Here is a 25,330-nt window from a genome sequence, read left to right as displayed (position 1 = left end):
CTGATGTTGAAAATAAGCGGCCTGGCTGGTGCCAAACCGCTTATATTATAGCATTTATGGGGATTGGAGTGGTAGGGGAAATGCTGCTCTACCACTAATTTATTGTCGATGTGATTTCTTTGCCAACATCTCTCTTCTGTACTCGTCGGCGATGTAATCGGGGCCGTTCATCCACATGTCGGTGGATTCATCGAAGAGCATCTCTCCGGTTTTGGACTTCATGAATTTAAAAAATGCTTTAGTCCTGGAGATTTTCTGCTCTCTTGCTATATTGATTGATGCCATGGCGGCTAGAAGCTGCATGGTGTATTCATATTTGCTGACGGTCATTTTGTTTCCTCGTTATTTTACTTTGTATTCCTCGAATCCAAGGTATTTAAGATTGTTGATTGCTTTAGGTGTTCCATGGTATATCTTTTTATCTTTTTTAAGAATCATAATGACCAGCCTTTCTTAGTCAGATAGTTCTCAAGATCAGTCAGATTGGCTTCATCGCCCTGAACATGATACTCCTCATAGCATGTTTCGATGTATGCGTTAACGTCGTATTGGGTAAAAATAGTCTCGCATTCCTGGGGGCTTTTGTTCCAGCGAATCTGTGCTAGTCTAAATAATCTTACTTGAAGCATAAACAGGTCATCTTTGTAATTAAGCGCCATTTTGTCTGATCCCCCTCTTATTACCTTGATTTTATCACATTTTCATGTTTTAAGGGCTGATTATATTTGTGGCGAACGCTTGGGTGAACGCAAATTTTTGCGTTCACCCAAGCGTTCACTTTAGCAAAACTAGCCTACCTTATTATCTGCTCGAAGTCGTCTTTGCCGTGTTTGCAGATTGGGCAAATGAAGTCGTCGGGAAGCTGCTCGCCTACGTATTCGTAGCCACAGACACGGCATTTCCAGACTGTTTCGCCTTTTGGGACGGAGGCTGGATCTACGGGTTGTGGCTTGGATTTTATATTGTCCTGGTAGTAGGCGTAGGTGCAGGATGGAACGTCTGAGAGGACTTCCATGGCTGTGGGCTCACAGATGAAAAGGGTGTGGGAGCCCAGATCGAGCAGCTGCTCTACTTTCAGGGAGAAGTAGGCGTTGGTGCCCAGGGTTATGTACGGGATGTTGTTGGCGGCCAGGGCGTAGATGGTGGACGAATCTACTGCGGCTTTCTGGGCTAGCTCTTTTGACAGGGGATCCAGGAGGTCCGGTGAGAACTTGTCGATGGTTCTGCCGGTCTGGAAGCCGAAGTGCTTGAAGAGGCCGAAGGTGGCGTCCTGGCTGAGCACGGATATGTTGCAAAGGCCTGTCTCTTTTACCATGTCATGGGTGAGATTGGCCTTGTTGACGGCGATTGAGATGCGGTTGGGGTCCGAAGCGACCTGGATTGCGGTGTTGATGATGCAGCCGTTCATCTTCTGGTCCTGGACTGCGGTGCAGACGAAGAGGCCGTAGGAGAGCTTGTACATTGCTTTGGTATCCATGTGGGGCTCCTTTCTTTATTACAATGATTTGGTCTGGTTCACTATTTTCGTGCTATTTATTTGGTGCTTCTTTTTGTATGGGTGATTAGGTGACTTTGGGTAGATATTGATGTGATTGGTAATTTGTGTTTAAGTTAGCGTTTAATTGATTATATTATAGCATAACGGGAGTCTTGAAATCTCGCGATAATTTTGAAAAGAATGCAAGAAAGCCAGCGCACAGTCTAGTGCGTTGGCCTTCTTTGTTTCCATTTTTATTTTCTGTATGTAATTATACATTGGGTTTTAATGACCTTACACGATAGAATTATGCCGAGCCATCTTCTTGCTCTGATGCATACGGGCCTTGGAAAGAACTTCCGATATGTAAGTTTCATTGTCGACTTAACTGGTAATCATTACCTGTCGTAAGTAGATTTGCCTCTTGAGCACTTTCTAGAATCATGATCGCGAAGCAATTCAGAACTTGCCGACGCAAGATAGAATTCTACAGTAATCGATTACGCGTTACAATGTCATAATTATACAAAGAATCTTAACGACAAAACGATATTCACATTCAGTGATCATCTTATTGTTATGAAATAAACTTATGACCGTTGGTCAGCAAAAGGCAAATAATTGGGATAAATACTAAATAATTATTCGGAAAATAGGGTTAAAATCGCACCCGGGACATGCTTCCATTTGTGAAAATAATGTGTATTTTTAGCGGTTAAAATGTGTATCTTGATACTTATTAATCGCTATTCCGAACGTGGTTTATAAATATTCGATTCCGTATCATCGTTATATAATATATTTTTATGATCCCGGAAACCAAAATCGAAAAACCAGTTCTCAAAACTCAATTTTTCATACTTTTTATGGTGAATTTGCACAAAAATCCCCAGACCGCTTGGGGCCTGGGGTTCGAGTGTTTTGCCTTTATTATCAGACTATTATTATTCATATAAATAATTGTGAATCACCTTTTTTCTCTCATCTACCCATCCTTCTGAACACACCCGCCATAACAAACACAAGTGGTGAGTTCCAGTAGATGGTGATCTCGTTGAGGGAGTAGCAGTCGATGTGATCGAGGTAGCACTTCATTGGAGGCAGGTCCTTAGGGAGGGTCTGGGCTCTTTCGTCCTGGAGGCCAACATTAGGGCCGCCGGAAACCAGTCCTGGCCATGGTTGCTCGACGTCGTCTATGGCAGTTGGGCGAAGGTGCGGATTCTTGAAGGCTTTCTCGCCGTTGCCTGTGACGTAGCTCACATCCATGCTGTTGCAGCCAAGGAGGTAGTCGATGCCTGCGATGATGGCTGACTCGTATTTGCTGCGAGTCTTTTTGACAGACTTAGCCAATTTGCCGTTGCCGCCTGCGTTTGTCGCAGTTTCGCTGTTAATGTGCTCCGCAACGGTAAGAACCATGAGGTATTTCAGGAGCTCCATGTTGCTGCCCCAGATGAAATCCTTCTTGTCCATGCAAAGGCCAAAGCCGTTCTTGTCGGCGTTATCGCAGAGCCTGTCTGCCTCCTGGAGATAGCTCTTTTTAGCAAGTTCGAAGAGTTCGCTGCCGTCGTCACTTAATAGGAGTGACATGCAACCAAGGCCTGCAACCTCAGCCCAGCCGAGGCATGTGAAGACGTCGCCCTGGTAGCCCTTGAATTCTGCGGCTTTGTCAAAAGAACCAAGTCTTTCCTTTTGTGTTTCGGCGTCCTGATAGTAGCTCTTTTCACCGGTTGCCTCGTAGAGGGCGCATGCAGCCCAGAATCTGTTAGAAATGTCCTCGGCTTCGCCGTATTCACCGGTATTGGAGCCTTCGGCGTTCTTGAAGAGTAGTGGCTCTGGGTTGTCTTGGAGCCACTTGTACGCTCTTTTAGCACGGTCCATGAGCTTGTCGGCGTACTCTGCGTCGTAGTTTCTGTATATAGTATATGCGAGAGCAAATACTGCAGCGATGTCTGCAGTAGCCATAGAGGAAACGTTGAAAAGAAACAGCTCAGATGTGTCCTCCTCTGGCATGATGAATGGCGCGTGGCAGAAGGTGGTGACTTTGTGCCATACAGAGCCGTTTTCGCGCTGCATCTTCATGAGGAAGTCCAGCTCTACCTTAGCTTCAGCCAGGATGTCTGGAAGGTAGCCAGATATGCTGGTGTTGTCTGCAGAAGCGCTTCCTGCCTGAACTTTAGGAATATCAAATTCGACATTGAGCAGGTTGTCGAAAAAGCGAACACCATAGAGAAGGTGCGCAACGGCCACTGCGCCTGCTGTTGAATAGCGGCCATAGTCTCCAGCATCGTGCCATCCGCCAGTTACGTCGACAGGATCTGTATCTTCACCGTAGACAGTAGCTTTTGACATGTGGCATGGCTCGTGATAGAACTCACCTGCATATTTGCGGTCAAGTGCATCGCCGCAGCGCAGATAATAAAAGCATTTGCAGATGTCTTTCATGAGTTTATCGTAGACGTTTTCAGAAATCTCGAAGTTAGGGCTGCTGACGCCGTTTGCCTCGACATGATAGCGTCCAGCCTTGTAAAAGCCGCCAAAATCCGCAACGTAGGTGTCCTCACCAGAAATTTCGTCTTTTCCAAAATGTATTACTCTGCCGTTGAAAGCTTCGTTTCCGGCATCATCAACAATTTTAAATTCGTCGGCCTCAAAGTCCAGAACTGCCTTCTTGGCGCTGTCTGGCTGGAAGCCTACCTGATTCAGGAAAATCTTTGACATATAGAATTACCTCCTACAACAAGTTTTGTGGCCCGTAGCAACAACGAAGTTCCCCGCCATCGCTATGCTCCCCAAGCATTTTACGTTGCGCAAGCCCACTATTTCAGTTTATAGCGTGGAGTGGGGATTTTCAAGGAGTTAGGGGGATTTAGTAGAATAAGAAAGCTGCTGCGAATGCGCAACAGCTGTAGAAAACTTATATTCATTTGTTTTGTGGAAATGCATTATTATTGCACAATACATAAATAATGCTTTCTCTGTCATGATGTGGAGTTACACGATTTCCCGAACAACGCGATAGGTCTTGTCCCACTTTCTCTCGATGCCGTTCCAGGAATAGGTCAGTTCTCCGTTGGGATACAGGCAAACAAATTTGCTTGTGATCTCAGATGGATTATCCTTGGAATCATAATAGGCACCGCCTCCATCATGGGCGCTTTGCTTCTCATAAACAAAACCATCGATCAACAGTCGCTTCGGAAATTCAGTAATCATCGTTTCCTCCAATCGAAACTTGTCAGTAGCTTCATCTACAATTTATTGTACGCCTATTATTGTTCAAATACAATATGTAGTATTTCTTTTATTGTCATTCAGCAACAAATTCTGCGACTCTTTCAAATATCTTTTGCAAATTCTCAACATCTTTGCAGACATCGCCAGTTTCAAGGGAATGGTTAGCGCCTTCAATTGTGTGGTACTCGTAGCCCACTTTGTCTGCGTTTTCCTGGGCCAGGTCGTTAGGACACCAAGGATCATCGAGGCCGTGGAAGACAAGTGTGTTCTCTTTTACCAGGTACTGAAAAGTGGCCTTGACGGGGGTGAAGACTATCTGCTTAAGAGATAGCTCTTTTAACTGCGCAAGGCGCCCTGCCACTGCGGTTCCGATACTCTTGCCCACGAAGAGGACGTCGTTGTAGGCGCTTATGTTGACGTCGCTAAGCTGCTTAACTGCCTGAAGATAGAACTCCTCGACGGCTCTGTGCATGTTGTGCTCGTTATGTTTGACGTTTATGACATCCTGATCAAACTCATACTTGATTTCGATGATTTCGTAATCGTGCTGCTTTGCCAGTTTCTTGGCGTAGTATAGCAAAGGTTTGTCAGTGTGATAGCCGATTCCGGGGAAAATTACTGCGATTTTCTTGCTCATGTTGATCTCCTGAATTTTGACATGTTATGTATGGCTTACAAGAATATTTTAGCGCATAGAAATGGATTTGTAATCTTTAATTACGTGCAGTAGCGTTGGATTTTTTCTTCAAGTTTCGTAATGTCTATCGGCAGTTCATCCCATTCCATGGATATTATCAAATTGTCGCCCAGGCGGAAATCGGCATCATCGTACAATCTGAGTTTCTTGAAATTCTTGACTGCGTAGCCTGGATCTGAGATCAAGCCAAAATGTTCCCAGTACAAGGTTTTATCTTTTCTTACATTATAAATAATGAAATCAGGATAATAATCAGATCCATCTGCTAGAATTACTCTTGGTTCACACTTGTAGGGAATGTTATTGCGATAGAGCGTATCAGCTATTATTTTTTCAGATTTTGATCTGACCATTTCTCCGTTATTTGTTTTGAAGTCGCCTTCATCATAATAGTAGTTCTGAGAACCTTGAACTGTGTCATACCATTCAGCAATTCTATCTTCTGTTGTCTTAGTGATTGGGATTATATGCTTTTTCAAGCCTTCGGAAGCATCTCGATATTCGCTTTCTATCGCGTCGATGTTGTAGCTTTTTAGAAAAGCTTCTAGTTTCTTCTTTAAGAGCTTAAGCTTGCTATTAACACTTCTCTCGTAGTCTCGTTGAATCAAGTTTACTATCTTTTTCCTATCTTCCTTTTTAACGTACTTCTTTTTGCCTTCTGAATATGTGTAGTACTGGTAGTTTCCTCTACAATCAGCTGTGTACACTCTTGTATCTGGCAAGTCTTTCATTTTTCTTAGGTTTCTTTCAGATTTCTTAAGTAGATCATTGATCTCTTTAAGTTGCTTAGTAAGTAAATCACTGTAGTCTTGCATTGTACTTCCCTTCTATGGTTTATTTCTGGGGAAGAAGGATGGCTCTGTTTTTGATGATGCAAATGAGAGACACTATTCTAGTTTGACGTTGCGAATGTGGGCCAATGCCCTATTTTGCCTTTGCAAGTGAGGGCCGATGCCCTGTTTTCTCTTTGCAAGTAAGGGCCGATGCCCTGTTTTCTCTTTGCAAGTGAGGGCCGATGCCCTGTTTTCTCTTTGCAAGTAAGAATCACTGTTCAAATTTTCTTGTAAATACAGAAAATACAAGTCATCCCATGATTTTTCTGTACACCTATCAATTTTGAAATATCAAAAACACAGAAATATGGCAGGTCATACTCATTTTTCTGTACCATCATATTTTCATAATCTCCAAAAACACAGAAAAATCGACTATTTCCGGTATTTTTCTGTACCTATCTCATGTGAGGGTCTTGTTCAAAGATTTGATAGTACAGAAAAATAAGATGTCCTATCGGTTTTTCTGTATTATTGCTTATTAGCTTTTTCATACCGTACAGAAAATGAAAGCCTCACCTTTGATTTTCTGTGTTTTTCATGCTTTAAAACTAATGCTTGTACAGAAAAATCGAAGTTCCCTTCATATTTTCTGTGTTTTTCCACTTATTTAACTGGCAACGTGCAACAAGATAGCATATGAACAGCCTCTAGCCAAACTTCATACACCCTATTCAAATCATTTCTGTTGGGATCAACAGCAAATCAGAACGATTGCTGCATTTCTTAAAACAGAAGTTTTCGAAGCAACAAATAATTGTTGCGAAAGATAATATAATAGTTAGCTCTGGTTTTGTCAACCATGGCGGGCGGAGCCCGCCATATACTTGCACTAACAGAATATCTTTGTTTGGCGGATTGTCTTGCTTGCAACTTGGCGGGCGGAGCCCGCCATACTCCTGCTCTAGCAAAATCCCGCCATTCTCCTGCTCTAGCAAAATCCCGCCATGCTCCTGCTCTAGCAAGCGCCCGTCATGCATCTACATCAGCAAGCTTTCATGTCACGTAAATAGTGGAAGAAAAGCATGTGCTCATCTTCCACGCTCCAATCTCACTGTATATAAATAAACGTAGTCCTCCTAAACGCCGTAGTTATCTTACACAGTGCAGAGTACACAAGTCCAATACCATAGATAAACACTGCAGTATTAGTATTTTTCACAAATATAATACAGCTAAGTGCTATAACCACATTAACAATTCCATGGATAAGCTTAAGCTTGAATCTCTTAGTACCATTTAATCTAGCTTCTCTAGCCCTTAGAATCTCGATAATTCCTGAGAATCCGTGAATCACAGCAAGATAAAGCAAGATATATAGCCTTGGCACATCAGTCAGTGACAGGGTAAGCAGCGCAAAGTCAGCAAAGATGATCCCCTTATAAAGCGTCATCTTGCCTCCCACCATGTATCTCGCCATTGTAAAGTAGTACCAAAGCATGCTCACCGCTGACACTAAGAACCCCAGCCCCAGGAAAAGCATAATAAGATTGTATGTCACATTTGGCAAGAACAGCATCACACCAGCAACCGCCAGCATGATAGTTCCGCCAACAAGTAATTTTCCTCTCTGAAACCTAGTCATTGTAACCCCCTTGAAACACCGCCTAATTCGCTCTATCTAGCATCAGCCACCATTCATATCATTCTCAGTCGTCGTAAATAGCTCAATGTCTATCAGCATTTGCTCCGCATCCAAATGCCCGCCAACTCCATCACCCCAGCGCTCTCACTCGCTTAAGCTTTGAGAACCCAGCATGCATATTTCCTGACTTGTGAATTTCCTCAGTAACCATGCCCTTTTGAGAAATCGCTCCCCTGATAAACTTCCCAATAAAAGTCTTGTCCTTCCCATCCTTTGTGGCATTCACGTACTGTTCCTGATACTTCTCTATATCAAAGTCCTCAACAGTATGCCCAGACAGCTCTTCTCCAAACCGCTTCCAGTCGTCACTCGCGATAAGCTGGCGCTTTGTCAGGATTTCACGGATTCTTGCCCCGTACTTATCCAGGACTTCCTCATCGTACTTGCCCGTCCTGAAGAAAACGCACCTCGCGCCCTGAATACAGCTATAGCTGCCGATTCGCTCGCCCTCACCTGCAGCGCCGCGCACTTCCGCTCCTCTTCCAGAGCATATATTCTCAACTCCTGCGCTACTTGCCCCAGGCTCCAGCTCGCCCCGCAGGAACTTCATAGCATAAACCATCTGTGCGAAAGCCTTCTCGTAGTCCGCAGGATTATCCTTCTCAATCTCCTGATAATCGCCCCAAGCCGGCATATACCTGTATTTGGCAAAAGAGTAATCGGGGAAATGCCCAGCTCGTCCATGCCCCAGGTTCATAATTGAATTCTCATTCCCCTGAAACAAGCTGTTGGTGTAGATTCCGTTCTCAAGATCATCCGCAGCCGTGGGCGAATGCCTGAATTTCACAGGCCTTTCCACCTGCTCCCCATCAACATCCAAAAGCTCCACAAAATCATGCTCCGTATTATTTATGACCAGCGACGGCGTCCCAGCAAAATAGCGGTGTGCCCAAGTATCCGCCAGCACATGCATTGCAATCCCCACATGCTGAAGACTCTTCCCACGGGCATTTTCCACGGTCTTAGCCAGCAGATCCCCGTTCGGCCCACATATCAGGCGGTACTTCTGCATATAACGCTTGCTACGACGCGGCTTCTGGGCATAAAGATCCTGTGGCAAAAAATGAAACGCTGCCCAAATCCTAGTAATATCCTGAAGCCCGATGATATCTGTCCTTGCGTCCATCATCTCAAGCTGAAGCTGCGTAGTTGCCGCATTCAGCGGAGCACCAATCTTTGACAAAAAAGTCCTCGAACACAAATCCACAAACTGCGCGCTATAAGCGATCTCCAAGCTCTCTTCATGGCTGTAACCCGCTAAGTACGCTGCACAATAAGTTGCATAGTAGTGAAAATCTTCCTGCATCTATCCCCAAATCCCCTTCCTCTACTGGAGTGGTCATATATCTCGTCTAATTCTGCACGCACTCGTCATGATATCTTTCCATCCGATTGCATGCACACATCACAACAACTACATATCTCGCACTCGTCACTGAATCTACATTTCCGCCCCCTCGCGCACTCACCCCATCTGTCTCTTAATCCGTGTCATCATGAACGACGAATAGATCATGTCCAGCAGTGAAAAAGACATACTCAAATCCACCAGAACCGACACAATCACAGTGTCCAGGCTCTCCGGATTATTAGACGGATCGAAGTACCCCGGAATCGAGCACACAGTCACCACCAGCATCAGCGCAGCCCACACCAGGAAGAACCTCGATTTCTTCAAGCCCTGGGCATACTTAATGGCGCTAACGCCAATGTACGCGTGCCAAACCATAGTCAGCGCTAAAAGAACTATCATAATTACCACCAGAACAAACATAAATTGTTCAGGATAATTTGGGTCTATCCCCAACAAATCCCTTAAACTCTGCTGTCCAAGCAGCACAGACGCAATAAATTTGATAATAGACCACACCCCAAATATAATTATCGCTTTTCCGCCGATCTCAACATTCTTCTGATACTTCCTGTATCTACAGCCGAGATCCTCGACATTCCCCTTACTTATCGTATCCATAACACCCCTTGCTTATATTTCGCAACTACTCTATGAATTAGTCACTATCCACTAATCATTCCACATCATCTCTGAGTCTTCTTGCGCTGCTGGCGTCCAACCATGTTAAGCAGCAGTCCCTCTGGTACGAAACGTCCCCAAAACACAGCCATCTTCATGGTCAGCGTTGGAACGATAACTGTCTTTCTTCTTGCCATGCCTGCAAGGCACTCTCTCACGCAGGTTTCAGGCGTGATGCCCTTCAGCGCAAAGGTCACATCCGCATTTTCGTTAAACTCAGTATCCACAGGACCTGGGCATAAGCACGCGGCATAGACTCCGCTCCCTTGCAGCTTTAGCTCTTTTGCCACCGCCTTAGTAAGGGAAGCCATGTAGGCCTTGGTCGCGTAGTATGTGGCCATGTAAGGCCCAGCAGGGAAAAGACCTGCAGAAGAAGCCACATTCAGAATCTCGCCACTGCCCTGCTCCTGCATCTTTAAGAGCATCAGTTTAAAGAGAATGTGCATCGCAATGTCATTCACCTTAATCATGGAGATTTCTTTATCAAGATTGGTGTCCAGGAAGCTTCCAGCAGTGCCAAAGCCGGCATTATTGATGAAGATGTCGATCTGCTGGCCCTCAAGCTGCCCCACAAGCCCGCGGCACTGCTCCTCATCAGAAAGATCAGCAGTGATCAGCCTGCACTCCACACCATACGCGCTTTTCAGCTCGTCACTCAGTTTCTCAAGACGCTCAGTCCTGCGTCCTGTAAGAACCAGGCTATAGCCTTTCTTTGCATATGCCCTTGCAAACTCCATGCCAATTCCGGACGTTGCGCCGGTTATAAGAACTGTCTTCATTTCGTTCTCCCTTATTTCAATCTCGCCAAAAGGCCCATCAATACTGCTCTTCAGACCTTAATTCTCTAACCCCAGTATCCATGCCCATCTTAGTTGCACAAAATTGTGCAAACCCAGTCCAGTACTATATTTATCAGTATATCATAGTTTTATTACAATCGAGTAAATTTTAGCATTTAATCGCATTCTTTTTTAATTTGTTCGCTAATATTAGCCCGCCATATTTCGTCTGCTTTACTTAGATAGCTTTGCTTAGCCAACTTTACTCAGTTAACTGAATTAAATTTAAAATGACTAATAGCATAATGTAATCCAATAAAAGCATAATGTAATATATACTTGACATTTTGCTACAAGAGTATTATCATTCAATCATCAGCTGAAATATAACAAATAAATCAATATAGTCACAAGCCGCATCATAGATGCGCAAACGGAGGTTAACATTATGAGCAGCTACACATCAGGAATCATCGCAGGAGCAGGATTGATCCTCACAATATTCATCGTCTCCCTGATCGTCAGGTTGAAACTCAAGAAGGGCAACGATCACTACGACGAGCGCCAGGTCCTGGTAAGGGGCAATGGTTACAAGATCAGCTTCATGACAGTTCTTTTGCTGAACATCATTTATGCTGGATTCTTCTACGGTCCGACAAGGGACATCGTCGCACCACAGCTCGTGCTGCTGGCTATCCCATTCATCGGCGTCGCAGAGTACACAATTTACTGCATTTTCAACGACGCATACGTTGGAGTTGGTCAGAAGACTGGAAAGTGGATTATCCTCATTCTCTTTGTTATTGTGTCCAATACCCTTTGTGCAATTTATACAAACGAGCCAGGCCTTTCAGATAACGGTTTTGCGACAGGCGGTTCCATCAACGCCATGATTGCTCTGGTCTTCGGAGTCATACTTATCGCATTCCTGATCAAGCATTTTATTGACAAGAGAGGTGACGCCAATGAAGAATCTTAAGATGAAATCCGCAAGAGCGGCAAAAGACCTGTCTCAGCAGCAGTTGGCAGACCTTTGCTCGGTCTCAAGGCAGACCATAAACGCAATTGAGAAGGGTGACTACAACCCCACTATCAGCCTCTGCATCGCGATCTGCAAAGCGCTGGACAAGACGCTGGACGAGCTTTTCTGGGAGTAAGCTCCACATCAATTTCCAGACAACAACAATTTCAGCTGCAAAGATTCCAACATTTTAAATGTGATTACAAAATTCACAGAAATTTCAAAGTTTCCCATTGGATTTGCGGCTGACATACCTTAGACTATTACTTAACATTACGTGAGTTTCTGCTGGATTTATGCATTTGAATTGTAATCTACATGAATGCCGGATCCATTCAGCTCACATCCACCCGGGAAGTGGACAGTTGCTGAATCCGCAGAGCTACGCTAAATAACCCCAAGGAGAGAGTGTATGAAAAACGCAATTGAGAAAAGAATCGAATTACTAATCGAGAATAAGAACTTGATGCAGAAAGCATTCATGCTTGAACCAGGCTTGATTACAGTGGTTACAGCATCAGCCCTTGCGGAAAAAGAGCTGACAGCTGACACAGACCACATCAAAGAGTGCCGTGACCTTCTTAGAAAAAAGAAAAACGCATTATCATATTTCCGTGGCAACAACGAGCTTGTAGTTTCCACAAAGATGGCTCTTTCAAGCGATCCTGAGAAGTATCTCGAGGACATTACCGCAGTTTACGAGAAGCTCAACGAAGGCAAGTTCCTGGGCTCATCCTACAAAGTCCTTGCTGCTATCACTGTTGTAGACGCAGGAAAAAGCTCTTTTGCCGACGAAATCGCAGAGAAGACCAAGGCAATCATGAAGGGTATGAGCAGCAAGCACCCATTTCTCACAAACGACGAGGACACCTGCCTTGCAGTGCTTCTGGCCATGACAGACAAGAGCACAAGCGACATTCTGGAGGAGCTTGAGGACACATTTTCTATTGTAAAAAAGAGCTTTGCCTTCCACGAGAACGAGGCTTACTCATTATGCCAGGTGCTGACTACACTTGACGGCAACCCAGCAAGCAAAGCTGAGCGAACACTTGAACTTTTCAAGGCCTTCGGCGAAGCAGGCACCAAGTACGGCAAGACTTCAGCGGTTGTAGCCCTTGGAACCCTGGCAAGCCTCAACGTTAACACAACTGATCTTGCAGAAGAAATCATCGAAGCCGCTAAATACCTGGATGGAAAGAAGGGCTTTAGCTTCCTTGAAATGAGCAAGCAGACAAAACTCATGCTTGGCGCAATGGTAGTTTCCAGTGTGTATTCTGCAGAGAATAGCGTTGTTGACGCATCTGTGGCTACTAACGTTCTTGCAACAGTAATGATGCAGGAACTTATGCTGATGATCATGATCTCTTCAGCAGCAGCTAGTGCCGCAGCTTCTTCATCATCTAATTGATGGAAACTGTGTTCTGATCAATGACATCAGATGCTATGCTAACTCATAATATCTGATCAGAGCGCTGGTGGAGACTGGTGGTGTGAAAAGAGCTACCACGCAAACCACCATAAATACGATATATTCCGGAGGAAATATGAAACAAGACACAACTAACTACGTATCTTTTACCTGTAACTTCGCGAAGTACAGATGGTTCAAGCCTTTGCTGACAGGTCTTTTGTGCGTTGTATTCTATTTATTATTTACCATCGTTATAGGAGCAATCGTAGGCATTTACGCCGGATTGACAGGCGACTATGAGTCAATCCAGGCTATTGCTGCAGCAGGCGCCGGATACGATGCTTTTGATGCCTACAGTGTGGGCGGAGCGCTGCTGACTCTTGGCGGAATTGCGGTTGGCATCCCAGCGCTTATTCTGGCAAACCTTTGCACCAGATGGAGACCATTTAGCTCATACGTTTCAACCTCAGGTAAATTCAAAGTTGGCGACTTCTTCAAGTACATTCTTTTGGCCCTTGTGATTATCGGAATTCCAAACGCAGTTTTCGTACTTATCGAAGATCCTGTTTTTGGACCTGTACACTTCACAGTTGCAGGCTTTATCCTTTGCCTGATCCTTGGACCATTGCAGTGTGCAGCTGAAGAGTTCGTGTTCAGAGGCCTTGAAATGCAGGCTCTGGGCGGCTGGTTCAAAATCCCGCTCCTGGCCGTAGTTCTTCAGGCCGTTCCTTTCATGCTGGCTCACCCCTACAACATCTGGGGAAAGCTGGAAGTTCTTTTCACAGGAATCGTGCTGGGCCTGCTGGCTTACCTGACCAACGGCCTTGAGGCGTCCATCGCGCTTCACATCGTCAACAACATGGTGCTCTTCATCATGAACGGCTTCGGATTCGAGTCCATCCAGACGGAGGTACCACCATCAAGCTTCTTCACTGTTGTTGTCTTTGAATCAGTGCTGGTTGCGGGCGTTCTCTTCTTCCAGAAGAAAGGCTGGGTCAGCAAGCATGCGCTTTTGTTAAAAGAGCCAGTGGCTGCGCCGGTTGTGAACGGTGGAAATGTGCAGTGATTGAGTTTATGATTTACCCCCATATTCACGGGCAATTTGAGTTATAATTGTAGGTGGAATGGGGGTATTCTTATGGGTTCAAATTCTAATGTAAAATCTGGGGCGGAACCTGGCGTGGGTTCTGCTAATAGAGCTAGTAATTCAGGCAAAGCCGGAAGCCTTGGTTTCTGGGGACTGGTGTGGGCGCTGGGTCTGGCAGGGCAGCTCTGCTGGAACATGGAAAATCAGTGGTTTAACACTTTTGTGTATGCCAAGATTGCCAAGGATCCTACTATAATCTCGTGGATGCTGGCTATATCTGCCATGGCTACTACGGTTTCAACGTTTCTTTTTGGATGCGTGTCCGACAGGCGCGGAAACAGGAAGGCTCTGGTGTCCTTTGGATATATTCTGTGGGGTGTTTTCACTATCTTGTTTGGAATGACGCAGTTCTTAACTGGCGGCGGTGATGGCCGCGGAGCCCTTGTGGGCGTTGCTTTTGCGGTTATTGCGGCGGATGCCATCATGAGTTTCTTTGGTTCCATGGGTAATGACATCGGCTTTAATGCTTGGATTAACGACCATATGAATACTCAGAATTCAGGATCTCTGGGCGCTGCACTGGCTGTTCAGCCTGTAATCGGCACTATTGCTGGAACTGTGCTGGGTGGTCTCTTGGTTGGAGCTGATGATAATTATATGAGGCTTTTCGTGGTAATTGGCGGAGCCGTGATTTTACTGGGACTTCTGTCCTTGTTTGGTATGAAGGATGTGGAAACTCTGAAGCCATCGATTAAGGGAAGCTTTGGGGAACAGTTCTTTTCCATCTTCAATGTTGGTGAATACATGAAGCATCGTGAGCTTGTGTTTGTGAATCTGATGCTGGCTGTGTACTTCATTTCGTTCAATGTGTACTTTTCTCATCTGGGAAATTTCATGATCTATTATCTTGGATTTACGGCAGACACCATGGGACTTATCGAGGGTGTCGGCTTGCTGATTGCGATGTTTACTACTATTCCAGCTATTGCACTTATTCGTGCGGACAGATCTTCACTGCTGGTGCTTGTGGCTGTAGTGCTTAATTCGATTGGACTTCTTATCATAGGTCTTTTTGTATCACCAGAAAACGTAAACCCAGCTACTATCTGGAATCCTCACCTGTTGCTTGGAGTTCTTTTCGTAGGAATCGGATATATTCTGTTCCTGCAGACGGTTACAGTGTGGTCGAAGCGCTTGTATCCTGAGGATGCCAGGGGGCAGTTCGAGGGAATCCGCATTGTCTTTTACGTGCTGATTCCGATGGTAGTGGCGCCACTGATCTCCAATCCGATCATCAAGAAGAGTGGCGAGTTCGTGGATGAGTACGGGTTCACGGAGTACCTGCCCACCAATACGCTGTTCCTTGCTGGGGTTGTGATCGTGCTGATGACGCTGATTCCGCTGTGGATGGCCAATAGAGAGCATCGGAAGGGTGCGTGAAAAGAACAAAGAGTCGCTCGCGACTCTTTGCGCGCTGGTGCGCGCAAGCTTTAGCTTGCAAAATTCATCTGCGCACCAGTCGCATCCTTAGCGGAGCGCTTTTTATTCAATAGGAAATCCAAAGGAATTTCCTATTGAATAAAAAAGCTAGCTGGCTCTTACGAACCCGCTAGCTTTTATTCTTGCTACTCATCAACAGTCACTTTCCCACAAACTGAAATTGCGAGAATCTGTTGGAATTCTAGTTAGCTCTTTTTACAAGTCTCAGAACTTCTCAACTTCTGGTGCGTGTGTGAAGGAGCTGAATGTTGCTGTGGCGTTCTTGAGGTAGAAAACTTCTGTGTTTCCGTCGTCTGCCTTGTACATGCCCTGGAGTGATGGGTAAGCATCAAGCATAGACTGGCGTGCCTCGTTGCGGTCGTCCTCAACAAGCTCTCCTGCTACTCTGAGCCACTCGCCATCCTTGAAAGCACAGATCTCAACCTTTGGATTAGCGTGGATCTGCTTAGATACATCTTTTACCTTTCCAGTCTGGATGTAAAGCTTGCCCTCAAAAATGTGGGCTGTGCCGAAAGGTCTAACTCTTGGCTGGTCGCCTTCAACTGTTGCAAGATAGTATGTGCCTGCTTCTTTTAAAAACTTCTCTACTCTTTCCATTTTGTGTCCTCCTATGTTATGGGGTGTATATTTTATGTCATTCCGTGAGTTGACTCATCAGTGGGCAATTGGTGACGTATTATCTTAGTCCGGCAGTCTGAACATATTTACCGTAGCTTCTGCGAGGCGCTCTCCGTCTGGGGTTCGCACGAATGCGTGAATAATTGTAATTGTGCTGCCGCGTCTTGATACTGTGCCCTCAGCGTAGATCTCGTCGCCATCCTTGATATTGCTAAGATAGTTGACGTGGACGCTCTGGGTCACGTAGTGGTGATTGTCCGCACGGGCCGTGACGCCTGCCACGCAATCCATCATGGTGTACAAAAGCCCGCCGTGCACCATTCCATAAGGGTTGCGGGAATCCGCTGTCAGTGTAGCCTTCAGCACGCTGTGATCCAGCGACACCTCGCAGATTTCTATTCCATTGTATTCCATGAATGGGTTTTTGAGCTTGCTTAATGGGTATTCGTTTTCCATGATTCCTCCTGTGATGCGTTGTGCTCTTCTCACTATTTTATTCTTGCCTTAACTCGATTTTCTCTAATTCTCCCCTGATTTGAACTTGTTCAAAATAGTTTCCGGCCGTTTTTACAGAAATAGAAGACATTCTCTCAATTTTCTGTATATATCATAGCTTTTATAAACTAAGTATGCTATCAAAAAAATCTATAATACAGAAAAAACTGTATCTCCATCACTTTTTCTGTATTTTTGTTCGCAATCACGATTACTAGCATTTGTAATAGTATCAGGTGTCATAATAGGCCGGAAACCAATACAGAAAATATAGACATCACTGCCTATTTTCTGTGTTTTTGCGCTCTAAAAATTTGAGAAGCACAAATAAGCAACCTTGATTACCTGTATTTCATGTCACTAATACACGAACTAGTGTAGGATAATAATGCAACAAACAAATCTTATCGTTATCTCAGCAACCGCCTTGGGGGACAGTTATGCAGAATTCTAATCATTCCACCGCACAGCACGCCAGCCTTCTCTTCATCACGCAGTCCGCTGCCATCGCTGCAATCTACACCATTCTCACGCTGATTGCCAACGCCATGGGCCTTGCTAAATACGCGGTTCAGATAAGGTTCTCAGAAGCCCTGACAATTCTGCCTTTCTTTACACCTGCCGCAATCCCAGGCCTGTTCATCAGATCCACCCTGCGTTCTTCAGCACTAGAATCCACACAAATATCGTCACAATCGACAAAAGCGTAGAAACCACCACGTATTCCCCGGCTAGGTCCGCGTCAGCGTCCATGCTCTGTGCCATTGGGAAGGATGCCGCAGCCACAGGCGTTGCAAACATGCAGAACACTGCAAAGAACTCCGCGGGCGCATATCCGATCTTTGCCATCAAAAGAGCTATGATTCCAGGCATGATCACCAGTTTCAGGCTTGTTCCAATTGCAATCGGAAGCCAGTCCTTGCGAAGGCTTGATAAATGCAGGGTTCCGCCAAGGACAAAGAGCGCCATCGGCGTAGCAAGATTAGAAAGCTGAGTTATGGGCGTAGCAAGGCTTTCCGGCATTGTAATAGGAAGCATGTTGAAGATTGCTCCAGCGATAGCGCCCACAATAAGCGGATTCTTCAGCACATTGAGGACGATCTTTCCGGCGGAAGGCTTGCCCCCTCTGAAGTATTCAAGAATCATAACGGAAAAAACATTGTACATTGGCACCAGAAACGCCACGATAATGCTGCACTTAGCACTTGCTTCATCTCCCAGGACGCTGGCCGCCAGTGGAATCGCGAAGAGCACAGAATTGCTCCTGAACACCGCCTGAATCACCACACCCCGTCTAGGGTTCTCTTTTACAAACAATGGAACTATGGTAAAAGACAATGCGATAACCACCAGCGTAGCCACCATGGCGAACAGCACGTAGCCAGCGCTCATGATGGAGCTGAAGTCCGCATCGTACAGATTGTTGAACATGATAAATGGGAAAAAGACCTTGAATATTACCCCGTTCAGTTCCCGCAAGAAAGACTCTTTTACAAGCCCCAACTTCTTTGAAATAGCGCCAAATGCAATGTAAACCATAAATGGCACAACCGCATTTGTAGCAATCATCAAGTTTTCCATACCTTTTCCTCACACAAGATACTCAATCACCCGGTCATTGAAATCCTTAGCCTGCTCATACACGCCGTGGCTGTAGCCCTCATAGATAAAGAGCTCACTAGACGGAATCCGCTCCTGCAGCTCCCTGGAGGCTTCCGCGCTAACCACCATGTCCTGATCAGCTCCAATGATGAGCGTCGGGCTCTTGATCTGGTCTAGCTGATCGTAGGTGTTGTGCTCAAGACAGGACCTGCACAGAATCTTGAATCTGTCGTAGCCCTTAGGCTTCATCATGGATAGAAGCTTGTTCATCTTGATTCCACGCTCCAGATACTTACCTGTGTAGGAGCGCATAGCTGTATCCAGCATGATTCCTGCGTAGTCGTCGTTGTCCGCCATTTCAATCCAGGTTTCAAGGGCTTCTTTCATGATGTCATTGGACCTTGAGGCAGTGACAGCCAGGACCAGCTTATTAACGCGATTAGGATGACGAATTGCCAGCTGCTGTGAAATCATGCCTCCCTGCGAAACACCAAAAACATGAGCGCTCTCAATCCCACGCTGGGCCATGATCTCATCGATGTCGTCCGCCATATCCGCAGTAGTAAAGCCCTCCGGAAGGTTGTTGCGCCTGCTAAAGACGTAGACCTTGAAGCGCTCTGCAAAGCCACTATACATGAAGGCAAACGGAACCGCGATGCCCCGAGCCGTCTTGAGGCCGTCTCCCACGCCCGGTAGCATGATGAGATTCTCCGTACCTGTGCCGAAGCTGATAAAATCGCAGTCTGTGTCGCCGATCTTGATGTTTTCATTCTTGGCATTGTAGAACATGGCTGCCCTCCTGGGGTGAAAGAGCCAGCGCGTCGCGGCGCTGGCCCCAATTTTTTACAAGTAATTTACGCTGTGCATCACGCCACAACTATCAGAAATCCACCTCTGTATCATAGTAGCAGCACTTAAGCAGCTTCTCCATCTCCTCCTGGCTTGGCTGGCGTGGGTTAGAACCTGTGCAAGCATCCAGGATTGCGTTAGCTGCGATGTCGTGAAGTCTCTCAAGGAACACATTCTCAGGAACAAAGCCCTGCTCAGCTGGCAGTCCGTCTGGACCGTAGTGATTGATGCTGTGAGGGATGTTCAAATCGTCATTCATCTTGCGGAGATACTCGATGAGGAGCTTAACCTTCTCGTCGTCGTTGCTGCCGCCAAGGTGCATGTAGTCTGCGATCACGCCGTAGCGCTTCTTAGCTGTAGGATCCTTTGCGTTGAACGCGATAACCTTTGGAAGGTACATAGCGTTAGCTGCGCCGTGGATGATGTGTGAGCCAAGGTCCGCAAAAGCAGCACCAGTCTTGTGTGCCATAGAATGTACGATTCCAAGAAGTGCGTTGGAGAAGGCCATTCCGGCAAGGCACTGTGCGTTGTGCATCTCGTCTCTTGCAGTCATATCCTCGTTGTAGGACTTAACAAGAGTATTCATGATCATCTCGATGGCATGGATAGCCAAAGGATCAGTGTAGTCGCAGTTTGCAGTAGATACATATGCCTCAATCGCATGTGTCATGGCGTCCATACCAGTGTGAGCCACGAGTTTCTTAGGCATAGTGTGAGCAAGCTCAGGATCTACGATTGCAACGTCAGGTGTAATCTCGAAATCAGCGATTGGGTACTTGATGCCCTGCTGATAATTGGTGATGATAGAAAAAGCTGTAACCTCAGTAGCTGTGCCGGATGTAGAAGAAATAGCACAGAATTTAGCCTTAGTACGAAGCTTTGGAAGGCCAAAGACCTTACACATGTCTTCAAATGTGGTGTCTGGGTACTCGTACTTGATCCACATAGCCTTTGCAGCGTCGATAGGTGAACCGCCGCCGATGGCGATGATCCAGTCAGGCTGGAACTTCTGCATAGCTTCAGCGCCCTTCATAACTGTCTCTACTGAAGGATCAGGCTCGATACCTTCGAACAACTCAGTTTCCATGCCGGCTTCATGCAGGTAATCCTCTACCTTCTGCAGGAATCCTCCCCTTTTCATTGATCCGCCCCCGGTGCAGATAATTGCCTTCTTACCCTCAAATGTCTTCAGCGCCTCCAAAGCGCCCTTGCCATGATAGATGTCTCTGGGCAATGTAAAACGTGCCATACCAAAATACCTCCTTCTCAAGTAAAATATTTTTGCATCTTGTGTCTATTTTACTACATTTCGTGAGGTATATGAACCGTTAATCGTTGTATTCATGCATATTTTCATCTATTCCACTACGATAATTTCGATATGTTAAAAGAAATCAAAATAATACCCGGAGATATCACATCCACTATTCATCAGTATCTCCGGGTTTATCAACATTTTATTCAATTAATTCCACTCAAGTCCTTCACAACTTCCCCAGCAATGATGAGCCCTGCCACGGATGGCACGAAAGCAACGCTTCCAGGAGTGGCCCTGCGGGATGAGCCAGGCTCTGCGTCCCCGCCAGTTCTAGGCATTTCCTCAGAATACACAACCTTCAGCTTCTTGACGCCGCGCTTCTTCAGCTCGCGCCTCATAACCTTCGCCAGCGGACAAACACTGGTCTTGTAGATGTCCGCCACCTTGAAAGCTGCAGGATCAAGCTTGTTGCCGGCACCCATAGAGCTGATGATAGGCACATTCTCTTTTTGACACTTCATCACAAGCTCAATCTTGGCAGTCACAGTATCCACCGCGTCCACCACGTAGTCGTACTCCTTAAATGGGAATTCATCCGCATTCTCAGGCAGGAAGAAGCAGTTGTGAATCCGCACATCCACCTCAGGATTGATGTCCAGCATCCTTTCCTTCATAACCTCAGTCTTGAAGCGCCCTACCGTGCTATGTGTAGCGATAATCTGCCTGTTCAGGTTGGATAGCGCAACCGTATCACTGTCAATCAGGTCAAAAGAGCCAACTCCCGACCTCACCAGTGCTTCGCAGACGTATCCGCCCACGCCTCCTACACCAAACACCGCCACGCGGGCCTTCTTCAGTTTATCTAATGCCTCAGCCCCCAGCAGGAGCTCGGTTCTTGCAAATTGTTCTGACATGTTAAAAGAGCTATCTCCTTCCGATTAAAAAATCACAGAATTAGAGTATTATACACTTGTCTCTATGGCAAATTATACCATTGCAATCAATTATCCACAAAACAAGAACTCTGAGAATGCTATTTCCACATTTCTCAGAGTTCACTCTGGTTTAGTCCGCCGCCTTGAAGTTGTAGATTGGCTTCATGACGTCCACGATATCCACAGACTCTTTTATCACATCGATGATGTCCTCCAGGGACTTGTAGGCCATTGGCGCCTCGTCCAGGGTGGCCTCAGACACGGAAGATGTGAACACGCCCTTCATAGCCTCCTGATACTCCTCCATGGAAAGCTCCTTCTTAGCGGCAGTTCTGGACATGAGACGGCCTGCGCCATGTGGTGCCGAGTAGTTCCACTCAGGGTTACCCTTGCCGATGGCAAGAACCGAGCCATCACGCATGTTTATTGGGATCAGGACCTTCTCACCCTTGTGAGCCGCGATGGATCCCTTTCTCAGGATCATCTCATCAGTGTCGATGTAGTTATGAATTGTGTGAAAAGAATCCCCGGCTGCGAGGTCAGTCTTCTTAAGCAGGATTTCTGCCATCTTCTCACGATTTCTTTTTGCAAATCTCTGGCAGATCTCCACGTCGTGAAGGTAGTCCTCAAGGTACTTGCCCTCCAGGTAGCACAGATCTGCAGGCATGGTGAGCTCGCCGTTGACGAACTTCTTATCATGTAGCTCTTTTAACGCAGTCTGAATCTCGTCCCGGCGGCCCTGCTCCTTGTAAGTCTTGATGATCTCCTCCCGGGCCTCAAGGTAGTCGCCGATGCCCTTATTCAGGTCCACGGCAAGCTGCTGGTACAACTCAGCCACCTGCTTGCCCAGATTTCTAGATCCTGAGTGGATTATCAGGTACTGAGTGCCGTCAGCGGCCTTGTCCACCTCGATGAAGTGGTTGCCACCGCCCAGGGTGCCAAGCGAACGCTCAAGGCGCTTGGAGTCCTTTAGCTGGCGATAGCAACGAAGCTCGGTCAGGTCGAAGCGCTCAGTTCTGCCCTCCCATACATCACGGCCTGATGGGATTGTGTGGGCAGCGATATCCAACTCCTCCAGGTCCAGAGCCTGCTTACCAAGATTAACTGTGTACATTCCGCAGCCGATGTCCACGCCAACCACGTTTGGTACGGCTTTGTCAGTGATTGTCATTGTTGTGCCGATTGTGCAGCCCTTGCCTGCGTGAACGTCAGGCATGATGCGGATCTTGGAACCCGCTGTCATTGGGTAGTCGCACATTCTGCGGATCTGCTCTATAGCCTCATCCTCCACTACCTTCGCGTAGCAGAGGGCGGTATTAACTTTTCCTTTTATCTCAATTGTGTTCATCATTTTTGTATTTTCCTTTTACTGTCTACTATTTCTCTGTTTATCTATTCTTGTTCATGTGCTTATTATCGTTGTCGCTGGCCAGAAGAAGTTCGAACCAGACTCAATAGTTCTTCGTCCGGTTCTCTCTGCTCACGCCACAATTCTCGCGTATCTTTCCTTGCCCAGTACCGACATCATGAACTTGTATGGCTCCAGCGTACCCTCTTTTAACATGGAAAAGATCTGAGGGTTGCAGCCGGAAACTAGCGCCACGCCTAGCTCGTTCATGGTTACTGGCTGCTGAACGTTGCGGCTATTGACGTTCCAGAAAACCACCTGTGGAAGCTTGTAGCCATAAGCCTCAAACTTAGCCTTTGCGCGCTCGAAGTTAGTAGCTGCGGAGTTTCCAGCGCAGCAGTCGAACTCCATGTCAGATATGATGTAGAGCTTCTCTGGCATGTCAGCCTGTGTCATGCAGTGGGTCACAGCTGTGTTCAGGATCAGGTCAAAAGTCGCTTCAAGGTTTGTGTTGGAGCAGTCGTTGAAGCCCATGCAGTAGCGCACCTTTTCCAGGATGTCTCTACCCTTAACCTCCACCAGCTTTGGTCTTGCGGAGAAGGTTATGAAGTGATTGTGGAAAGCACCGGTGTTGTGCTCTGCAAAGTAGATGCCAAGGGACTCTGCCACTGCAGCTGGCTTTGAGCCTACGCCCCAGTACATTGAACCTGAGCCATCCACCACTGCCAGCGAGTTCTCGGCGCCAACATAGTTATCAAGCGCGTTCCATGTGGCATCCATTGCGCGTCTCTCTTCCTCAGTGTAGGCGTAGGCTGAGCCCTTGCTAATCACTGAACCCACGATGTCGTAAGGTGTGAGGGTGCCTGTGTGCATAACTGAAGGATCCTCTGCGGCCTTGGTTATGAAAGCTGTGTATCTTTCGCCGTCGTTACGTATGAAGGCCTTTCTGTACTTGTAGAGCGCCTTGGAAGGCTGCTTTTCGTAGTTAAAAGAGTAATCTCTTTCGCGAAGGTTGTTCTCGATGATCTTGATCTGTGCTCTCAGTGCAGCCAGGGTCTTACGGTACTCCGCCTCTGACATGTGCATGTACTTGGCGATTTTCTTGGCCTTTCTCACTGTTTCCTTGTTGCTTGCGTTGATGGATGGAAGCCACTTTGCAAGAAGGGAGATGTGAGCTGCAGCGTCAGTATTCTCGGCATCTGCAGACATCTCGGCAGTAGCTGTATTTGATGTCATTACATCAGTAGATCTCTCAGCTGCAGTCTCTGATGTCATTGCATCAGTAGATCTCTCAGCTGCAGTCTCTGATGTCATTGCATCAATAGATCTCTCAGCTGCAGTCTCTGATGTCATTGCATCAGTAGATCTCTCAGCTGCAGTCTCTGATGTCATTGCATCCATTACTATCTGTATATCAGCTCTAAGAGTCTTCTCTATATATGCAAGCACCTCTGCCTCCACTGGAGTGTCCAAGAGCGCAAGAAGATCGTCGAATCTGCCGTATTCTGCCACGTTCTCGATATTTCTTTTTACAGATTCAGGCTCTGCTGCGGCAAGATGTGCAAGAACCACCTTGAAAACACGTCTCTCACCCAGACCGCCTCTGATGTCCCTTGCAAAGAACAATGTCTTCATGGCAAGGTCCGCATCCTCTGCGTAGGCCTTTGAGAATCTATCGATTATGTCCGCGTCGCTTGCGTTTCTCAGCGCGCCGATTGTTGCAAAGAGATCCAGGCACTCTGATCTTGTTGAAACATAGGTAGCTGCGCCGTTCTCTGTAGTTGTCTTGTTTGCTTCCCTCTTGAGGAATTCTAACATTTTCATTCTCTCTAACATAATAGTTTCCTTTCTAGGTGCCCACCGGAGGTTTTGGGCCTCCGGTGATTGTCCCACTATTTGGCAGGACGCGATCCCATATCGTTGATTTTATTTGCTGTATGCACCTATTTGCTTTTCAAGATACCGTTAGTTGATGGCGGGATTTGAACCCACCTTATACTGATTATCAGTCAGTCGCTTTGCCAATAAGCCAATCGGTTAGTTGCTGTAGGTATCTTTCTTTATTTCAAAGTTTCCAAGACACGTCCCCACTCCTCGGGTATGCAGGATTCGAACCTGCGTAGCTTGATGCTAACCATAAAGTGCTTGCTGTATGTGTCTTTCGCTTTGTTGTGACTTAATCATAACCCTTTGAGTTGGAGATAAAAAGATGCAGAATTTGTTTGTTGCACGACCCCAATTTATGCTGTAAATATCATGATAATCCGTTGCTCTATATCATATTTGCAACCCCTTATAAGGGATGATATTATATATTTACTAATATTTTTTGTTTATCTATTGTTTTACCTATTGTTTAGTTAGTTGTTGATACCTTGGGCAATAGTCTAAAAGATGGCCATTTTACCCGAGCATATAGCTTGCTTCATGGGCAAATCTTCATAATCTGATTCTTTTACCCAGGCACATTGCTTGCATCACGGGTAAATCTGCAAAACATAGCTCTTTT

At 46.2% G+C, this 25,330-nt stretch carries 24 protein-coding genes, 1 tRNA gene and 1 pseudogene; 6 read left to right on the top strand and 20 right to left on the bottom strand.

Going from position 1 to position 25,330, the window contains the following annotated elements; all coding sequences use genetic code 11:
- Nucleotides 1-99 precede the first annotated feature (99 nt).
- The 11 genes from T541_RS0116905 to T541_RS0116840 all read right to left on the bottom strand — a co-directional run bounded on the left by T541_RS0116905 (nucleotide 100) and on the right by T541_RS0116840 (nucleotide 10,697).
- Complete coding sequence (locus tag T541_RS0116905) at nucleotides 100-330, bottom strand: hypothetical protein (protein ID WP_026653750.1); 231 nt, start codon at nucleotides 328-330, stop codon at nucleotides 100-102.
- Nucleotides 331-434: 104 nt separating this feature from the next.
- Complete coding sequence (locus T541_RS0116895; protein WP_034467785.1) at nucleotides 435-659, bottom strand: DUF3791 domain-containing protein; 225 nt, start codon at nucleotides 657-659, stop codon at nucleotides 435-437.
- A 134-nt stretch (nucleotides 660-793) separates the two neighbouring features.
- Entirely contained in the window at nucleotides 794-1,477 is a 684-nt protein-coding gene (locus T541_RS0116890; protein ID WP_026653747.1) for a flavin reductase family protein, read from the bottom strand.
- Between the two features lie 981 nt (nucleotides 1,478-2,458).
- Entirely contained in the window at nucleotides 2,459-4,195 is a 1,737-nt protein-coding gene (locus T541_RS0116885) for a glycoside hydrolase family 9 protein (protein WP_026653746.1), read from the bottom strand.
- Nucleotides 4,196-4,468: 273 nt separating this feature from the next.
- Nucleotides 4,469-4,690 carry a hypothetical protein gene (locus tag T541_RS0116880; RefSeq protein WP_026653745.1) on the bottom strand — a complete coding sequence of 74 codons (222 nt, stop codon included), beginning with the start codon at nucleotides 4,688-4,690 and terminating at the stop codon, nucleotides 4,469-4,471.
- Nucleotides 4,691-4,784: 94 nt separating this feature from the next.
- Entirely contained in the window at nucleotides 4,785-5,348 is a 564-nt protein-coding gene (locus T541_RS0116875) for an alpha/beta fold hydrolase (RefSeq protein WP_034467780.1), read from the bottom strand.
- Nucleotides 5,349-5,428: 80 nt separating this feature from the next.
- A complete protein-coding gene (locus T541_RS20920; RefSeq protein WP_051538323.1) occupies nucleotides 5,429-6,223 on the bottom strand; it encodes a hypothetical protein in 795 nt (264 codons plus the stop codon).
- Nucleotides 6,224-7,292: 1,069 nt separating this feature from the next.
- On the bottom strand, nucleotides 7,293-7,826 hold the full coding sequence (locus T541_RS0116855; protein WP_026653742.1) for a DUF308 domain-containing protein: 534 nt from the start codon (nucleotides 7,824-7,826) through the stop codon (nucleotides 7,293-7,295).
- Nucleotides 7,827-7,956: 130 nt separating this feature from the next.
- Nucleotides 7,957-9,192, bottom strand: a complete 1,236-nt coding sequence (locus T541_RS0116850) for a DUF6765 family protein (RefSeq protein WP_026653741.1) — start codon at nucleotides 9,190-9,192, stop codon at nucleotides 7,957-7,959.
- A gap of 159 nt (nucleotides 9,193-9,351) precedes the next feature.
- Complete coding sequence (locus T541_RS0116845; protein WP_026653739.1) at nucleotides 9,352-9,858, bottom strand: hypothetical protein; 507 nt, start codon at nucleotides 9,856-9,858, stop codon at nucleotides 9,352-9,354.
- Between the two features lie 65 nt (nucleotides 9,859-9,923).
- The gene (locus T541_RS0116840) at nucleotides 9,924-10,697 is read right to left on the bottom strand and encodes an SDR family NAD(P)-dependent oxidoreductase (protein ID WP_026653738.1); all 774 of its coding nucleotides are present in this window, start codon (nucleotides 10,695-10,697) and stop codon (nucleotides 9,924-9,926) included.
- 448 nt (nucleotides 10,698-11,145) lie between these two features.
- On the opposite strand from T541_RS0116840, the gene T541_RS0116835 reads away from it, so the two are divergent.
- The 5 genes from T541_RS0116835 to T541_RS0116815 all read left to right on the top strand — a co-directional run bounded on the left by T541_RS0116835 (nucleotide 11,146) and on the right by T541_RS0116815 (nucleotide 15,656).
- A complete protein-coding gene (locus T541_RS0116835; RefSeq protein WP_026653737.1) occupies nucleotides 11,146-11,676 on the top strand; it encodes a hypothetical protein in 531 nt (176 codons plus the stop codon).
- Nucleotides 11,663-11,854 (top strand): helix-turn-helix transcriptional regulator, encoded by a 192-nt coding sequence (locus tag T541_RS0116830; RefSeq protein ID WP_026653736.1) that lies wholly within the window; start codon nucleotides 11,663-11,665, stop codon nucleotides 11,852-11,854. Before T541_RS0116835 ends, T541_RS0116830 begins: the two co-directional genes overlap by 14 nt.
- Nucleotides 11,855-12,130: 276 nt before the next feature.
- Nucleotides 12,131-13,126, top strand: coding sequence for a DUF4003 family protein (locus T541_RS0116825; protein ID WP_026653735.1), 996 nt, complete (start codon nucleotides 12,131-12,133; stop codon nucleotides 13,124-13,126).
- A gap of 136 nt (nucleotides 13,127-13,262) precedes the next feature.
- Entirely contained in the window at nucleotides 13,263-14,195 is a 933-nt protein-coding gene (locus T541_RS0116820) for a CPBP family intramembrane glutamic endopeptidase (protein WP_026653734.1), read from the top strand.
- A 72-nt stretch (nucleotides 14,196-14,267) separates the two neighbouring features.
- Nucleotides 14,268-15,656 (top strand): MFS transporter, encoded by a 1,389-nt coding sequence (locus T541_RS0116815; RefSeq protein ID WP_081780009.1) that lies wholly within the window; start codon nucleotides 14,268-14,270, stop codon nucleotides 15,654-15,656.
- Between the two features lie 264 nt (nucleotides 15,657-15,920).
- Here T541_RS0116815 and T541_RS0116810 read toward each other — a convergent pair whose 3' ends face one another.
- The gene (locus T541_RS0116810; RefSeq protein ID WP_026653731.1) at nucleotides 15,921-16,313 is read right to left on the bottom strand and encodes a pyridoxamine 5'-phosphate oxidase family protein; all 393 of its coding nucleotides are present in this window, start codon (nucleotides 16,311-16,313) and stop codon (nucleotides 15,921-15,923) included.
- Between the two features lie 84 nt (nucleotides 16,314-16,397).
- Entirely contained in the window at nucleotides 16,398-16,823 is a 426-nt protein-coding gene (locus T541_RS0116805; protein WP_155839569.1) for a PaaI family thioesterase, read from the bottom strand.
- A 446-nt stretch (nucleotides 16,824-17,269) separates the two neighbouring features.
- Here T541_RS0116805 and T541_RS21235 point away from each other — a divergent pair.
- A pseudogene (locus T541_RS21235) lies at nucleotides 17,270-17,473 on the top strand (QueT transporter family protein); the annotation flags it as partial.
- Here the strand turns inward: T541_RS21235 and T541_RS0116800 are convergent.
- From T541_RS0116800 to T541_RS0116770, 7 genes are all read right to left on the bottom strand, one after another.
- Nucleotides 17,472-18,398 (bottom strand): AEC family transporter, encoded by a 927-nt coding sequence (locus tag T541_RS0116800; RefSeq protein WP_420314808.1) that lies wholly within the window; start codon nucleotides 18,396-18,398, stop codon nucleotides 17,472-17,474. The pseudogene T541_RS21235 and the gene T541_RS0116800 overlap by 2 nt on opposite strands.
- A gap of 21 nt (nucleotides 18,399-18,419) precedes the next feature.
- On the bottom strand, nucleotides 18,420-19,220 hold the full coding sequence (locus tag T541_RS0116795) for an alpha/beta fold hydrolase (protein WP_026653728.1): 801 nt from the start codon (nucleotides 19,218-19,220) through the stop codon (nucleotides 18,420-18,422).
- A 91-nt stretch (nucleotides 19,221-19,311) separates the two neighbouring features.
- A complete protein-coding gene (locus T541_RS0116790; protein ID WP_026653727.1) occupies nucleotides 19,312-20,529 on the bottom strand; it encodes an iron-containing alcohol dehydrogenase in 1,218 nt (405 codons plus the stop codon).
- Nucleotides 20,530-20,741: 212 nt separating this feature from the next.
- A complete protein-coding gene (locus tag T541_RS0116785) occupies nucleotides 20,742-21,452 on the bottom strand; it encodes a tRNA threonylcarbamoyladenosine dehydratase (RefSeq protein WP_026653726.1) in 711 nt (236 codons plus the stop codon).
- A 151-nt stretch (nucleotides 21,453-21,603) separates the two neighbouring features.
- A complete protein-coding gene (locus T541_RS0116780) occupies nucleotides 21,604-22,821 on the bottom strand; it encodes an RNA-splicing ligase RtcB (protein WP_026653725.1) in 1,218 nt (405 codons plus the stop codon).
- A 132-nt stretch (nucleotides 22,822-22,953) separates the two neighbouring features.
- The gene (locus tag T541_RS0116775; protein ID WP_155839568.1) at nucleotides 22,954-24,657 is read right to left on the bottom strand and encodes a DUF2828 family protein; all 1,704 of its coding nucleotides are present in this window, start codon (nucleotides 24,655-24,657) and stop codon (nucleotides 22,954-22,956) included.
- 134 nt (nucleotides 24,658-24,791) lie between these two features.
- Nucleotides 24,792-24,856: transfer RNA gene (locus T541_RS0116770), tRNA-Ile, on the bottom strand.
- Nucleotides 24,857-25,330: the final 474 nt, after the last annotated feature.

Source organism: Butyrivibrio proteoclasticus P6B7, assembly GCF_000622085.1.
GTDB classification, from domain to species: domain Bacteria; phylum Bacillota; class Clostridia; order Lachnospirales; family Lachnospiraceae; genus Butyrivibrio; species Butyrivibrio proteoclasticus_A.
The sequence above is the reverse complement of the archived record's forward strand: the minus strand, read 5'-3'. Positions and strand labels throughout refer to the sequence as shown.

Excerpts from the sequence above, each read along its gene's own strand:
- T541_RS0116875 (WP_034467780.1), bottom strand. The coding sequence starts at position 5,348 with ATGAGCAAGAAAATCGCAGTAATTTTCCCCGGAATCGGCTATCACACT.
- T541_RS0116855 (WP_026653742.1), bottom strand. The coding sequence starts at position 7,826 with ATGACTAGGTTTCAGAGAGGAAAATTACTTGTTGGCGGAACTATCATG.
- T541_RS0116835 (WP_026653737.1), top strand. The coding sequence starts at position 11,146 with ATGAGCAGCTACACATCAGGAATCATCGCAGGAGCAGGATTGATCCTC.
- T541_RS0116890 (WP_026653747.1), bottom strand. The coding sequence starts at position 1,477 with ATGGATACCAAAGCAATGTACAAGCTCTCCTACGGCCTCTTCGTCTGC.
- T541_RS0116905 (WP_026653750.1), bottom strand. The coding sequence starts at position 330 with ATGACCGTCAGCAAATATGAATACACCATGCAGCTTCTAGCCGCCATG.
- T541_RS0116840 (WP_026653738.1), bottom strand. The coding sequence starts at position 10,697 with ATGAAGACAGTTCTTATAACCGGCGCAACGTCCGGAATTGGCATGGAG.
- T541_RS0116850 (WP_026653741.1), bottom strand. The coding sequence starts at position 9,192 with ATGCAGGAAGATTTTCACTACTATGCAACTTATTGTGCAGCGTACTTA.
- T541_RS0116785 (WP_026653726.1), bottom strand. The coding sequence starts at position 21,452 with ATGTCAGAACAATTTGCAAGAACCGAGCTCCTGCTGGGGGCTGAGGCA.
- T541_RS0116810 (WP_026653731.1), bottom strand. The coding sequence starts at position 16,313 with ATGGAAAGAGTAGAGAAGTTTTTAAAAGAAGCAGGCACATACTATCTT.
- T541_RS0116780 (WP_026653725.1), bottom strand. The coding sequence starts at position 22,821 with ATGAACACAATTGAGATAAAAGGAAAAGTTAATACCGCCCTCTGCTAC.
- T541_RS20920 (WP_051538323.1), bottom strand. The coding sequence starts at position 6,223 with ATGCAAGACTACAGTGATTTACTTACTAAGCAACTTAAAGAGATCAAT.
- T541_RS0116830 (WP_026653736.1), top strand. The coding sequence starts at position 11,663 with ATGAAGAATCTTAAGATGAAATCCGCAAGAGCGGCAAAAGACCTGTCT.
- T541_RS0116795 (WP_026653728.1), bottom strand. The coding sequence starts at position 19,220 with ATGTTCTACAATGCCAAGAATGAAAACATCAAGATCGGCGACACAGAC.
- T541_RS0116820 (WP_026653734.1), top strand. The coding sequence starts at position 13,263 with ATGAAACAAGACACAACTAACTACGTATCTTTTACCTGTAACTTCGCG.
- T541_RS0116880 (WP_026653745.1), bottom strand. The coding sequence starts at position 4,690 with ATGATTACTGAATTTCCGAAGCGACTGTTGATCGATGGTTTTGTTTAT.
- T541_RS0116885 (WP_026653746.1), bottom strand. The coding sequence starts at position 4,195 with ATGTCAAAGATTTTCCTGAATCAGGTAGGCTTCCAGCCAGACAGCGCC.
- T541_RS0116895 (WP_034467785.1), bottom strand. The coding sequence starts at position 659 with ATGGCGCTTAATTACAAAGATGACCTGTTTATGCTTCAAGTAAGATTA.
- T541_RS0116845 (WP_026653739.1), bottom strand. The coding sequence starts at position 9,858 with ATGGATACGATAAGTAAGGGGAATGTCGAGGATCTCGGCTGTAGATAC.
- T541_RS0116800 (WP_420314808.1), bottom strand. The coding sequence starts at position 18,398 with ATGATTGCTACAAATGCGGTTGTGCCATTTATGGTTTACATTGCATTT.
- T541_RS0116825 (WP_026653735.1), top strand. The coding sequence starts at position 12,131 with ATGAAAAACGCAATTGAGAAAAGAATCGAATTACTAATCGAGAATAAG.
- T541_RS0116815 (WP_081780009.1), top strand. The coding sequence starts at position 14,268 with ATGGGTTCAAATTCTAATGTAAAATCTGGGGCGGAACCTGGCGTGGGT.
- T541_RS0116790 (WP_026653727.1), bottom strand. The coding sequence starts at position 20,529 with ATGGCACGTTTTACATTGCCCAGAGACATCTATCATGGCAAGGGCGCT.
- T541_RS0116775 (WP_155839568.1), bottom strand. The coding sequence starts at position 24,657 with ATGTTAGAGAGAATGAAAATGTTAGAATTCCTCAAGAGGGAAGCAAAC.